The organism is Paenibacillus sp. 10L310 (genome assembly GCF_056395745.1).
This window is the reverse complement of the sequence record NZ_JBFTKC010000008.1, coordinates 185,507-198,944: the sequence shown is the minus strand read 5'-3', so window position 1 is coordinate 198,944 and position 13,438 is coordinate 185,507. Positions and strand designations below refer to the sequence as shown.

At 45.8% G+C, this 13,438-nt stretch carries 10 protein-coding genes and 1 riboswitch; of the genes, 5 read left to right on the top strand and 5 right to left on the bottom strand.

Features of this window, described 5'->3' with window-relative positions:
• Positions 1 to 30 precede the first annotated feature (30 nt).
• The 5 genes from AC1DE7_RS18820 to mmuM all read left to right on the top strand — a co-directional run bounded on the left by AC1DE7_RS18820 (position 31) and on the right by mmuM (position 6,803).
• Complete coding sequence (locus tag AC1DE7_RS18820) at positions 31 to 1,743, top strand: spore germination protein (protein WP_036668138.1); 1,713 nt, start codon at positions 31 to 33, stop codon at positions 1,741 to 1,743.
• A 38-nt stretch (positions 1,744 to 1,781) separates the two neighbouring features.
• Entirely contained in the window at positions 1,782 to 2,882 is a 1,101-nt protein-coding gene (locus tag AC1DE7_RS18815; protein ID WP_076253519.1) for a spore germination protein, read from the top strand.
• Positions 2,879 to 4,081 (top strand): Ger(x)C family spore germination protein, encoded by a 1,203-nt coding sequence (locus AC1DE7_RS18810; protein WP_076253520.1) that lies wholly within the window; start codon positions 2,879 to 2,881, stop codon positions 4,079 to 4,081. Before AC1DE7_RS18815 ends, AC1DE7_RS18810 begins: the two co-directional genes overlap by 4 nt.
• Before the next feature lie 70 nt (positions 4,082 to 4,151).
• Positions 4,152 to 4,253, top strand: a riboswitch (SAM riboswitch).
• 92 nt (positions 4,254 to 4,345) lie between these two features.
• Entirely contained in the window at positions 4,346 to 5,758 is a 1,413-nt protein-coding gene (mmuP, locus tag AC1DE7_RS18805) for an S-methylmethionine permease (RefSeq protein WP_076253521.1), read from the top strand.
• Positions 5,736 to 6,803, top strand: a complete 1,068-nt coding sequence (gene mmuM / locus AC1DE7_RS18800; RefSeq protein ID WP_477534953.1) for a homocysteine S-methyltransferase — start codon at positions 5,736 to 5,738, stop codon at positions 6,801 to 6,803. Before mmuP ends, mmuM begins: the two co-directional genes overlap by 23 nt.
• An 83-nt stretch (positions 6,804 to 6,886) precedes the next feature.
• Here the strand turns inward: mmuM and AC1DE7_RS18795 are convergent, their stop codons facing one another.
• From AC1DE7_RS18795 to AC1DE7_RS18775, 5 genes are all read right to left on the bottom strand, one after another.
• Entirely contained in the window at positions 6,887 to 9,289 is a 2,403-nt protein-coding gene (locus AC1DE7_RS18795) for an ABC transporter permease (protein WP_340984181.1), read from the bottom strand.
• Between the two features lie 2 nt (positions 9,290 to 9,291).
• The gene (locus AC1DE7_RS18790) at positions 9,292 to 10,050 is read right to left on the bottom strand and encodes an ABC transporter ATP-binding protein (protein WP_101314572.1); all 759 of its coding nucleotides are present in this window, start codon (positions 10,048 to 10,050) and stop codon (positions 9,292 to 9,294) included.
• A 103-nt stretch (positions 10,051 to 10,153) separates the two neighbouring features.
• Entirely contained in the window at positions 10,154 to 11,596 is a 1,443-nt protein-coding gene (locus tag AC1DE7_RS18785) for a HAMP domain-containing sensor histidine kinase (protein ID WP_477534952.1), read from the bottom strand.
• 21 nt (positions 11,597 to 11,617) lie between these two features.
• Positions 11,618 to 12,319 (bottom strand): response regulator transcription factor, encoded by a 702-nt coding sequence (locus AC1DE7_RS18780; RefSeq protein ID WP_477534951.1) that lies wholly within the window; start codon positions 12,317 to 12,319, stop codon positions 11,618 to 11,620.
• Between the two features lie 237 nt (positions 12,320 to 12,556).
• Positions 12,557 to 13,387 (bottom strand): helix-turn-helix domain-containing protein, encoded by an 831-nt coding sequence (locus tag AC1DE7_RS18775; protein ID WP_036668130.1) that lies wholly within the window; start codon positions 13,385 to 13,387, stop codon positions 12,557 to 12,559.
• Positions 13,388 to 13,438: the final 51 nt, after the last annotated feature.

Below are 13,438 nucleotides of genomic sequence, written 5' to 3'. Positions count from 1 at the left end.
TGTCATGCAGAGAAATGTTGGGGTGGGAACATGTGGTCAACAATTGTATCCTACGTGCCGGATTGGTCCATATGGATTCAGGCATTCTTGGTCTTCATCATTCCAATTGGTATTACATTGAGCATGCGCTGGATCAATGCTGCCATTAAGCGCGGAAGCTTCTCTCGTTCGAAGCCATCGTCCATATCCTCGAAGGATATCTCGCCAGCAGCCAAAGGGCAGGGTGAAGGGACCGAAACAGGCCACTATGCCAATATTAAATTAACCGAAAAGTACAGCATAAATCTGACGAGTGTGAAAGAAAGCTTTGGACTCAATGCAGACGTGCATATTCGGGAATTTATTATTAGGGGAACGAATACACGGGCTGCGGTCATTTATACCGAAGGCCTGGTAGATCAAGACTTAGTTGATGATCACTTGATTACACCGTTGATGTTCGAAGGTGTTCCCCTACTTAAGCAGGAGGGTTTCCTTCATCCAGACAACGCACACTTACTGTCGGCATATCTGCAAGATCAATTACTTCCTGTCAGTCTGGTTGAGGAGACGAAGTCCCTCCAAGAACTCGCAGTTGGTGTGTTGTTTGGGAAAAATGCACTGCTGGTTGATGGTTTGCCAGGTGCTTTATTAATTGGAGCTCATAAGATCAAAACAAGAGGTATGAATGAACCCTTGTCAGAGGGACTGCTTCGTGGGCCTCGTATTGGTTTTACAGAGCAATTAAGCGATAATACAGGCATTTTACGTCGTTATGGAAGTGATCAGAGCCTGTTTATTAAGAAGTATGAAGTGGGTTCACGGATCAAAAAAGATTTGGCGATAGCCTATATTCAGGATATTGCCGATCCAAATCTCGTTGCAGAAGTATGCAAGCGAATCGAAGAGATGGATATGGATTCAATGCTCGAATCAGGTTATGTGGAACAACTCATCGAAGATAATACGCTGAGTCCTTTTCAGCAGGTACTGAATACGGAAAGACCTGACCGGGTGATGGGTGCCCTTCTGGAAGGCCGAGTGGCAATTTTGTTGGATGGAACGCCATTTGTATTAATTGTACCGGTGACCTTTAGCATGTTGCTTCAGTCTCCAGAGGACTATTATGAACGCTGGATTCCCGGAACATTTTTGCGAGTGCTGCGTTTTATGGCCGCGATGCTGGCATTGCTTGCTCCTGCGCTCTATATCTCGTTTATCTCGTTTCATCCGGGTCTTATTCCAACCAAGCTAGTATTGACGATTATTGAAACGCGTACTGGAGTGCCATTCCCCTCAATTATTGAGGTACTCATCATGGAGCTTTCAATTGAAATCTTGAGGGAGGCCGGGATACGCTTGCCCAAACCGATTGCGCCAGCGATGGGTATCGTAGGAGGTCTGATTATTGGCCAAGCAGCCGTGCAAGCGGGAATAATAAGCCAATTTCTGGTCATTGTCGTTGCGGTAACAGCCATCTCTTCCTTTACGATTCCGGTCTATAGTGCGGGATTAACGCTAAGGATTCTACGATTTGCCGCTATGTTCAGCGCAGCCGTACTCGGATTGTTTGGCGTGGTTATGTTCTTTCTGCTTGTGTGTACACATCTGGCACGACTCTCAAGCTTTGGCGTACCTTATGTTGCACCAGCCGTTCCCTATCACATGAATGAATGGAAGGATTTTGTTATCCGTGCACCGCTAAATATGATGAGAATGCGTCCCAAAATGACTAATCCGATCGATGATGATCGGAAAAAATAAATGGAATTCCATCTACTGAAGGTCTGGAGGTGAACTAAGTGAATGGCTCCCAAGGAAAGCTAACCACGACACAGGCCGTTGTAATTATTGTCAATTACATGCTTGGTGCCGGGATATTGACACTACCTCGAACGACCAGCAAAGCTGTCGGAACACCGGATGTCTGGATTTCCATTATCCTATCTGGATTCATTATCATAGGTGTGGGAATAATTCTGGTTACCCTGTGTCGCAGATTTCCGGAGAAAACCGTCTTCCAGTTCACCCGTGAGATTACGGGCAGCTGGATTGCTTACATACTGGGATTGTCTATGATTATGTATTTCATAGTTATTGCCGCATTCGAAATCAGAGTTATGGCTGAAGTGACTGGGATGTATCTGCTCGAACGCACCCCCACCTGGGCGATTGTGATGGTCTTCATGTGGATCGGTGTATATATGATTTCAGGCGGGCTTGGCGTTATCGTACGTGTGTTTGAGATCATCCTTCCGATTACGATTATTATATTTGTGATTGAAATTTTGCTTAGTAATCAGCTATTCGAGATTGGCAATCTGAGACCCGTCCTCGGTGATGGGATTATGCCCGTTTTCCAAGGGTTGAAGCCTTCACTATTATCTTATACGGGCTATGAGGTGATGTTAATCATGACTGCCTATATGAAAAATCCGAAGAAGAGCAATAAAGCGATGACCTGGGGGATACTCATATCCACTATTATCTACTTGATCACGGTGGTGATGGTTATAGGCAGTTTATCGCTCGATGGCATCAAAACTCGAACCTGGCCAACGCTGGATTTGGTAAGAAGCTTCGAAATCCAGGGTCTGATATTCGAGCGTTTTGAATCCTTATTGCTGGTCATCTGGATTATGCAAATCTTTTCGACTACAGCAATTACACATTACTGCGCTTCGGTGGGTATTCGTGATTTGTTTCGTTCCAAAAAAATCAAAGGCATCATGTACGGCCTGCTGCCGTTCATTTATCTGACAGCAATGATACCCAAAACAGTGGATGATACCTTCGTACTAGGAGATATGCTAGGCAATGTGTCCGTATTTTTGTTTGGCATTTTACCTCTGGTACTACTGTTGTTAAGTCTGATTCGCAAAAAAGGAGGCAAGCATGCATGATTACATTCCGCATGTTGTTACGCTTAGCCACTGTATTATGCATTCTCTTAACGATATCCGGATGTTGGAGCAGTCGAGAGATAGAGGATCTAAGTGTCTACGTTGGTCTCGGGATCGATATCGGCAAAGAGACTGAATTTGAGGAGAACATCGCCAATCAGGGAGGAGGGTATTCCAAGCAGAACAATGTGACAGCCACGGTACAGATTGCTCCCGGTAATTCCAGCAGTCAGAAGAGCCAACAATCCGGTTCGCCTGCTTCTGGTAAAACGTCCTATTCCAATGAACAGCTTACCGGAGATTCCTTGCTGCAAATCTTTCGTCAGTTTGCACTGAGACGAGATCATCCGCTCATCGGACATCATCTGAAGGTTATCGTTGTGTCCAAGGATATCGCCAAAAAGTATGGTCTGGACCAGCTGCTGGATTTTGTACTTCGGGATAACGATATTCGTCCTAACTGTCTAGTGTTGATTAGCCATCATCGCGCTGTTGATGTACTGACTTCAGATGATCCTTCCCGGATTCCAGCATTTTATCTTACAGGTATTACCGGTAATTCATACTTGTCCAATAAAATCCTGGACCCCGTTCTACTCTCCAAATTAGATGCACAAATGCAATCCGGTTCCAGCTTTTTGCTCCAGAATGTACTGAACTTCAATGGAGAGGACAAGTTCTCCGGTGCCAGTATCTTTGATGGGAAAACAACCAAATTCATCGGGGAACTCAGCCAAACGGATCTAGAAGGGCTATCTTGGCTCAGACCTAAAGAAAAAGGAGGTATCTTGAAGACATACAATAAAGAGGGGTTCACTGTTGTATATGAAATGAAGAAGAAAAAAACAACAATAATTCCAAAAGTGGTTGGCGATGATATTTCATTCCATGTGAAAACTGAATCCGAAGGCTGGTTGATGGAGGATTGGCGTGCTCCCGAGGAAGAGGAAAAAGGTGCATATCTCAGTGAATTGGAAAAAGAATTTGCTGAACTTGCCAAACAACAGATTCGACAGTTGTTATACAAACTGCAGCATACCTATAAAGTAGATGTTGCGGATTTTCGGGATAGCTTACGTATCAAAGAACCTAAAACATGGAAAAAAGTCAAAGACGATTGGGATAAAATTTTTAGCACCGTGCCGATCACCTATGAGGTAAAGACCACCATCACCAATCCGGGGTCTTCCACCGAATAGCGAGGTGTGCCATTTATTATTTAAATGTTGACACATTCATGATAGATCGCTATATTAGTAAAAAATCATTTTCTTATCCAGAGAGGTGGAGGGACTGGCCCTTAGAAACCTCAGCAACAGATCTGAAGGATACTGTGCTAATTCCAGCGGGTGAAAGCCTGATAGATAGGAGCGTTTGTTTTTATTTGTCAGTAACGGCGCACTCTTTAGGCAGAGTGGGTCTTTTTTGTTTTTTCTGGATGAAGAAGTAGGGGAGCAGCAGGTATGGAGAACAACAACGACAAAGGGCATTTTCAGCGGAAAATGCAGGCACGGCATGTGGTCATGCTCTCTCTCGGAGGAGTCATTGGAACGGGATTATTCCTCAGCTCAGGTTACACCATTCAGCAGGCGGGACCACTGGGAACCATTCTGTCCTATCTGATTGGAGCCATCGTTGTATATCTGGTGATGCTCTGTCTTGGTGAACTGTCTGTTCATATGCCAGAGACGGGAGCATTTCATAGTTATGCAGCCAAATATATCGGACCAGCAACAGGTTACACGGTAGCTTGGTTGTACTGGTTAACCTGGACTGTTGCGCTTGGCTCCGAATTCACAGCCGCTGGATTGCTTATGCAGCGCTGGTTCCCATCGGTAAACGTATGGATATGGAGCGCGGTTTTTGCACTGATGATCTTTCTGTTTAACGCTCTAACGGTGAAATTTTTTGCGGAATCCGAGTTCTGGTTCTCATCTGTAAAAGTAGTGACTATCGTAATCTTCATTATTATCGGTGGCGCAGCCATGTTTGGGTTCATTCCCATGGCGGATTCTGAACCGGCTCCATTTCTATCGAATATTACCGCATCCGGGTGGTTCCCTCATGGGGCTACAGCGATATTGATGACCATGCTTGCTGTAAACTTTGCCTTCTCAGGCACCGAGTTAATCGGCATTGCCGCCGGTGAGACGGAGAACCCGGAAAAGACGATACCAAAGGCTATTCATACAACGCTGTGGCGTTTGGTTATTTTCTTCATCGGAACGATTATTATCTTGTCGGCCTTGCTGCCCATGTCGGATGCCAGTGTACTGGAAAGTCCGTTTGTAGCGGTAATGGAGCGGGTGGGTGTACCCTATGCAGCAGACATTATGAACTTTGTTATTCTGACGGCGATTCTCTCTGCTGCCAATTCAGGCCTGTATGCATCTTCACGTATGCTCTGGTCTCTGGCTGACAAAAGAACGATCTCTCCGTGGTTTGCCAAATTGACCAAAAGCGGAGTACCGCTGAATGCACTTCTGATTAGTATGGTGGGTGGTGCGCTGGCCTTGCTGTCCAGCATCATTGCGCCAGGTACGGTGTATATTACGCTGGTTTCCATTTCAGGTCTGGCTGTCGTTGCGGTATGGATGAGCATCAGCGCTTCCCAATACATGTTCCGCAGACAATATATCCGGGAAGGACATGCGGTCAAAGATCTGGTCTACCGCACACCACTGTATCCGGTGGTACCAATTGTTTCATTTATATTATGCCTGGCTTCATGCATAGGTATTGCCTTTGACCCGACACAGCGGATTGCGCTGTATTGTGGGGTTCCGTTTATCGCAGTATGTTACGCTGCTTATTATCTGACAGAACGTGTGAATAAGAAAAGAGGACAAGTACATGACGCAAGAACAACAGACTAACCCCATAGAACAGATCCTTCGTGAACATCCGGTCATGATTCTGGATGGAGCGTTGGCTACGGAACTCGAACAGCATGGATGTGATCTCGATGATCCACTATGGTCTGCTCGTGTGTTGCTTGAGAATCCGGATGTTATCGTTCAGGTCCATGCAGATTATTTTCGAGCAGGAGCCGACTGTGCAATTACATCCAGTTATCAGGCGACGGTAGATGGTTTCCGCAAGAGAGGGATCGATGAACAGGCAGCACTGGAGCTGATCCGCAAGACGGTGGAACTGGCTATACAGGCGAGAGATGACGTGTGGGCAGAAGTGCAGAGTAGTTTAGTAGGGAGAGAAAGCTCGATAAGTCAGCTTGTAGAAGCTCCTTCGGTATGTTCCGAGAACGTGGAGAATGAGGCGCATTTAACAGATCGTACAGGGGATCGCAAAGAAGACTGTCTTCGTTCACGTCCAATTATTGCCGGGTCCGTTGGACCGTACGGCGCCTATCTGGCGGATGGTTCTGAGTATGTGGGTCATTACGGCGTGTCGGATGAGACGCTTGTCGCATTTCACCGTCCGCGTATGGCGGTGCTGCTTGAAGCAGGTGCTGATATTCTGGCGTTTGAGACGATTCCTTCCTTGCAGGAAGCACAGGTGCTGGTTGATGTACTGAAGGAGTTCCCTCATGCGTATGCTTGGTTATCTTTTTCTTTAAAAGACGGGACAAGCATCAGCGAGGGCACACCGCTTGAGGTATGTGCACAGACGTTTGGCTCCGAGCCGCAGATTGCGGCGATTGGCCTGAACTGTGCTCCGATGGAAGTGGTGACGGAAGCAGTGGGTATTCTCAGCAGTGCTAGCGACAAACCTGTTATTGTGTATCCGAACTCAGGTGAGACGTATGATGCAGTGACGAAGACGTGGAGCGGACAGGGTACCTGTGGCAGCATGAGTGATGCTTCGAAACAGTGGGTTGCTGCGGGCGCGCAAATTATTGGCGGCTGCTGCCGTACTACGCCACATCAGATTGGTGCACTTGCGAAGAAATGGCGGAATTAGTTCATATCACGATAACAAGCCCTTCCACATCCTATAGAGGTATGGAAGGGCTTGTTTTATTGTGTTAAGGCATTCTGATTACATTATTCGATAACCAGTATACGTGGCGATGCTTCCCGAATGATTCTCGAAGAGAACCACGAGCCAAGACTGGCTGCAATGATGCTTAGACAGTTGAACAGTACCATTCCACCCCAATGCAGGATCAGTGGAAGTTGTACGATACCATAACCGGAAAGGACCATTTCGAGTAGAAGAGGCAGCAGGTATACGCCGACGAAAATACCCAGTATGGCTCCCACGGAGGACAGTATGAACATTCCCATGGTGAGCGACAACCGGATTTGACGAGATGTCATTCCCAGCGATTTGTATATCCCGTACGTTCTGCTTTCTTTACGGATATTGATTCTACAGGTACTGAAAATAATGATGAACGTCACAATGATAAACAGCAATCCGATCAGGCTCATCGGATAGATCAGGATGTTAGCGGCTTCCGCGTAAACCGAATCAAGCAAAGTCTTCTGAGTGACTACCGAAGCAAAATCTTTAAATTGCTCATTTAATTCAGAGGCAACCTTACCCGCTTGTGCCATATCGTTCACATTGATGAAGATAACATCAAATTCACTATAATCCGGGTTCACACTTCTCATGGCATCAATGGTGATTCTGCCTGAAACAGACATGTTGGCGATCGCCTGATAGATGCCTGTGATGAGGAATGTACGCTTTTCTCCTTCAATATAGATGTCGATAAGATCACCGAGATCTTTATTTGATGTTTTGGCTACACTTACACCAATGGCAATTTCATTCGCATGTTGTGGGTTAACCCCTTTTAACGTTTCGAATCCAAGTTCCTGATAACTCCCGTCCAGTACACTCAAGTTGAGACTGAGGGATTGGCCCTCTACTGTTGCCAAAGACTCCGGGCTAATTACACCCGTTGTGTTCCCTTGCCAGCCTACATTGCTGATCCTCGAATCCTGCGCTAACACGTGCTTTAGTTCAGCCTTGGGGAAGTTACTTTTGTTCACTACGACTGCTGCGATATTGGCATTGTCATACCCCCATTTAGCTGCGGTCTGTTCAATTCCGTTTATACTGGTCAGCAGAACATACCCCAAAACTAGTACGGAGGAAGCCATGGTAGTCAGCAGGATTGTTAGAACAGAGCTTTTGGTGTTTTTGAACACATGTCGGAATCCAAGCACGGCGGTCACAGGCAGTCGTGTGAACCCGATCCAGTGCGCCAATGGCGAATTCATTTTGCCAGCCATCCGGCTGTGATCTGTCTCCGACATACCATAACGAATAGCCTGCACGGGCTGTATGCTGCGTGCCTTTTTGGCATATAACACAGTGAACAGAATCACTAGAGTAAATAGTAGTACGCCGGCCAGTATGGCCGCATCCAATCCTTGGACTGGAATGTTCTGATTCCCCACTCGAAGAGAGGATACAGAAATATTAATGATCCATTTGGATATCCATATACTGAGTGCAAATCCTGGGATAATGGCTACGATGGATATCAATGCATATTGAATAACATAGGTGCCTATCGTTTTTCGGGAAGTCAGACCTAGTGATTTGAGGATTCCTATCGTTCTGTAATTGGCCAGGATGGCATCCGCAATCGTAAATCCGATGGTCATCAGGGCGATAGAGAGCATGACAACACCCATGAATATCATGATGAATCCAATAACCTGATTGATGATCAGATAAAAAGAGGCAATGGCCTCGAACTCCATTTTGGATTCCAGAAACGGAATACCTGTCTCACGATTGTACCGTTCCCAATACACCGAATTCATGCTGTAATCGTTAAAATGGATGCCCATCATACGATTCTCGTTGCCAGCAAGTGTAGCGAGATCATGTTGATAATCGGTAGGATTCATCCAGACCCGTGCTGTATTGGAGAAGGGTGCCCCGTATGGTACATCGATGACAATGCCCGATACATTCAATTCGAGTGTGCTTGAGCCAGTTTTGAAGCCGATGGTATCACCTACGGAAATATGATAAGCATTCGCCATGGACGTTGGAATCCAGACGGAGCCTTGTTCGGGAACTGTGTCGGGCGTCCCGCTTGAGAAAATTAGTTCATCCACACCCCAAGGCGGCGGAGGCGTATTAAACATGTACAGGTAGATGTTAGGGATGTGAGTTTCATTCAAAATGATGCCTGACAATGTACGATACGTTAGCAAAGGAGACACCTGAACTCCATCTTGAGAAGCCCACCAGTTGTGCACAGCGTCAGGGTCATTCAGTCCTTTTTCAAACGTCAGGATCTGATGAGATCCATGGGTTCGGGTATGCATTTCATAAAACTGATTGCCAGTGTTCGCCAGAATGACAATAGCTGTAGATACAAGAACTGTCGAGAGTAGCAGGAGCAACGCAATCAGCGCATTTTGTATTTTGTTCCTACTCAGATACGACAAGCTAAGTTTAAACATGACTGCCATCGTTATTCCTTCCCCGTAACCAAAGCGAAGATAATCGCTTCACGATCCTGAATTTGATGTTCGTCATAGGTGTCAAACTCAAGGATTCCGCCAATCTTGCCGTCTTGAATATAGATCAGGCGATCTGCCCGACAGGCGGCCTTGATATCATGCGTCACCATAACAACAGACTGTCCTTTTCGATGAATATCTGTAAGGATATCGAGAACGGCTGTGCCATGTTCCATATTTAAGCTTCCGGTCGGTTCATCCGCAAAAATGATATCCGGCGAATTGATCAAAGCCCGTGCAATCGCAGCTCGTTGCTGCTGTCCTCCGGAAGTTTGGGATGGGAGGCGGTTACGCTGTCCATCAATATCCATGGCATTCATCAGCTCAGCAGCGCGGGATAGGATGTCCTTCTTTTTGTTTCCTGCGATATATCCCGGTAAAGCAATGTTCTCTTTGATGGAAAGGTCTGGGACCAGATTGATACTTTGATAGATATAACCGATCCGGCGGGTGCGGAAGTCGGACATTTGGCGTTCACTGTAAGCGTCAATCCGCTGGTCGCGAAAATAGACCTCACCTGCTGTAATCTGATCCAGTCCGCTTAGCAGATATAAGAGGGTTGATTTGCCAGAGCCAGAGTTACCCATGATGACCGTGAATTCCCCTTCATAGATATCGAGATCAACATTACGGATGGCATGATGTTGTTCACTTCCGCTGTTGTACGTTTTGCACAGATTCTGTGCACGGATAATCACCTTTTTGGACAAGTCGAATCACTCCCGAGTGCAGTATAGGATTCATTCTAGAGGAGGGATGTTGAGGAAGCCTTATCAAATTATGAATAAAGTATTACAGCTGTGTAGTGTGGGCTCAGCAGATCGGCAGATAGAACCGGAAGGTTGTACCTTGTCCTTCTTTACTAGTAAAGGAAATATGGCCTCCATGTGCTTCAATAATGCTTTGGCAGATGGAAAGACCCAGCCCCGTACCTTCCTGAACACGTTGTTCTGCATGACTCGCTTGGCCTCTGAAGTAACGCTGAAAAACAAACGGCATGTCCTGTACACGTATTCCCTGACCCGAATCGGCAATCGTCACTTTCAAGTGCCCGGATTCCAGTTCCATACCTATACGTATCGTGTCTCCTGGAACTGTATGCTTGATGGCATTGGCGGCAAGATTGGAGATCACCTGTTCAATTCGAGTGGGGTCGATAGCGATTAACACATTGGGGATGTAATTGGGTCCTTTATAGATAAGCCCCTTTGTTAGGACAACATGTTCAATAGGTTTCAACATCGTCTCCAGTATAGGCCCACTGTACATCTCACGGGTTTCCACCGAAATTTGCCCCAATTCCTGAAGTGCATGAACCAGCAGATCCTCCACAAGGCGTGCCGTTTTATCCGTATGGGTCCGCATGACCCCCATATATTCCATCAGCGTCTCCTGATCGTTGCATAGTCCTTCCTCAATAGCTTCTATGTATGCTTTTATTGTTGTAATTGGTGTTTTAATATCATGAGATATATTGGTGATGAGTTCTTTTTGTGCTTGTTCCTGCTGAATACGCTGCTCGCTCATATGTTTAATCTCCGTACGCATTAGATCAAACATGGCATATACTTCGAGCAATTCATCGTTCCGGTTGTACTGGATTTTTTCTTCATAATTGCCTTTAAGCATGGATTCCGCATGTTGCTTCAATTGATGGATGGGAGAGAGCAGGTGTTTGTCCAGTTTTTGTTTCATCCAGAATAGAAATAAGCTAAGAATCAGTGACAGGAGCATGAGTGCGCTAATCAATATAACCGGAAAAGTCATCGATTGCTGAACCGTAACCATGGCTTGGGGGATGGAAAAGATGGCATTGCCGATCTGACTTCCCGTGGGTCCGTCCATCACAGGAAACGCAATATCAAGCAAATCGTTACCGTCCGCGGCCTGAGTGGCATGATGCAGATCATAATGAAGAGCTTTACGCAGATTAACTTGCGTCCCTTCAGAGGTGGGGTCGGAGGACAGAATGACTTTTCCATCCAAGTTTAGATAGGTAAGCAGAACCCCGGTCTCTCTGGCGGTGGAACGTATGACTTCACGAATATTTTGTTCATTGAGATGCTGATGATTTTGCTCCAATGCGAGTAAGATTGGATTGACCTTGAGGCGAACCTGATTCAAGGACAGATTGGATTCGCCTGAATTTCGATCTTGTAACAGTATCATCGACAGTGCAAGGATACTTAAAACGATAATAATGAGAAGCCCAAGTGTTGTTAACAACCAGCGTTTGGACCAGCTGTTCAATGACATGTGGGTGCCTCCAATCTTAACTTATTCGTAATTGAATTTGTAACCGACACCCCATACCGTCTTCAGAACGGTCGGATGAGAGGCATCTGCCTCAATCTTTTCACGTAGTCTGCGAATGTATACGGTTACGGTATTTTCATCACCGTAAGTTGCATATCCCCAGATGGCGTCGAGCAACTGGGCTTTGGAGAATACCTGATTCTTATGGCTTGCCAAGTAATGAAGTAATTCGAATTCCTTGGCAGACAGAGAAACTTCCGATCCGTTTAATGTAACTTTATAGGCTTTTTTATCAATCACCAGGTTTCCAAGATGCAGCAGATCTGTTCTGTCTCCAACGGATGTCATGCTGTCATAACGCCTGAAGTGGGCATTAATTCGTGCTAACAATTCGCTCAGCGAGAAGGGCTTGGTCATATAGTCGTCTGCTCCAAAGCCAAGACCAAGTACCTTATCGGTATCACTGCCTCTGGCACTTAGAATGAGGATGGGGATATTATTGCGCCGTCTAATCTCTCGACAGACCTCGATCCCGTCCATGTCCGGAAGCATAATATCTAGAATGATGTAGTCTGGTTGAATAAGCTCCATAATCTGAAGTCCGTCTTGTCCAGTGGCTGCCACGGAGGCTTCATATTGATTTTTGGTTAAATAATCTCGCAGAATGCGCGAAATATCTGATTCATCCTCGATGATGAGGACTTTGCGCTGGTGGGTTAGCATATGTATCGCTCCAGTATGATAGATGTGAATTTAATGGATATGTATGGATTTGTAGCAAAAACTGTCTCTATAATTGTACAGTCTTTTCTGTAGGAGTCACATGAAAAAATATTGAAGTGAACTTCATTCTTATAAAAAAACGTTCTGACTTCCAGTCGTACTGAGAGTTGATCAAAGTTCAATGTATCAAAATAACCCATGAACCTCTTTAAGGTCATGGGTTTCTGATACTGAACATCATACATGCTCCAGGTCATCGATAGGTTCATGCTGCTTGGATTTGAGATATTCCGCCGGAGACACACCAAAGTGTGCCCGGAATACCCGGTGGAAATAGGAGTAACTTGCAAAACCGCAGGATTCGGCAATATGCTCCAGTGTCATTTCACTGTATTTCATTCGTTCCAATGCCGCATTCAGACGGATCTCAATCGCATATTGAATCATGGTCTGATTGTAGTGCTCCTTAAATAAACGAACTGCACGTGACAGGCTGAGGCCCGCATAACGAGCCGCTTCATCAAGCTTGAACGTAACCGTGGCATGCTCCTCAATAAAACGTTTTAACTTCAGCGCAGAGGAAACTGCCCGATCGGTCTGAATATTTTCTTTAATTGCCCGGTCGATATAAAGACATAATCCGCGTAGTAACGCATCCTTTAGCTCCGCATTTTCCTCAAGAGGTCCGCGACGTTTCTCAAGTAACATATTTCTCCACAGGCTGATGAGCTTGTCATCAAGTCCAATTCGGCTCACGGTAGATCGATGCTGCCGTTTCCACCAGTTCTCGATCCAGCTGCCCTCGCAGAACAGATAATAATCTCCGCTAGACAAGCGTCCTTCCTTATGTGGTTCATCTACAACGAGATGATAGTCGTCACCAGGCTTTAAGAGCAGCAAATCCCCGCTAGTCATCCTGAATTCTTCATCCTGTACATACACTTTGCACGAGCCTTCGGTCTGCAGACGGAACAGATAGGTTTGCAACTCGCCCTTCATATTATGAGTGAACGCTTTATAGTGGTATGAGTAGTCACAGATCAGTACAGATGTCTCTAACGTATCCAAAGATAAAATCCCCCAATATGTACATCCTGCATGCATTCAAATGGGCTACAT

Coding starts and splice junctions, on each gene's coding strand:
- mmuP (WP_076253521.1), top strand. CDS start 4,346: ATGGAGAACAACAACGACAAAGGGCATTTTCAGCGGAAAATGCAGGCA.
- AC1DE7_RS18780 (WP_477534951.1), bottom strand. CDS start 12,319: ATGCTAACCCACCAGCGCAAAGTCCTCATCATCGAGGATGAATCAGAT.
- AC1DE7_RS18810 (WP_076253520.1), top strand. CDS start 2,879: ATGATTACATTCCGCATGTTGTTACGCTTAGCCACTGTATTATGCATT.
- AC1DE7_RS18785 (WP_477534952.1), bottom strand. CDS start 11,596: ATGTCATTGAACAGCTGGTCCAAACGCTGGTTGTTAACAACACTTGGG.
- AC1DE7_RS18795 (WP_340984181.1), bottom strand. CDS start 9,289: ATGGCAGTCATGTTTAAACTTAGCTTGTCGTATCTGAGTAGGAACAAA.
- mmuM (WP_477534953.1), top strand. CDS start 5,736: ATGACGCAAGAACAACAGACTAACCCCATAGAACAGATCCTTCGTGAA.
- AC1DE7_RS18820 (WP_036668138.1), top strand. CDS start 31: ATGTGGTCAACAATTGTATCCTACGTGCCGGATTGGTCCATATGGATT.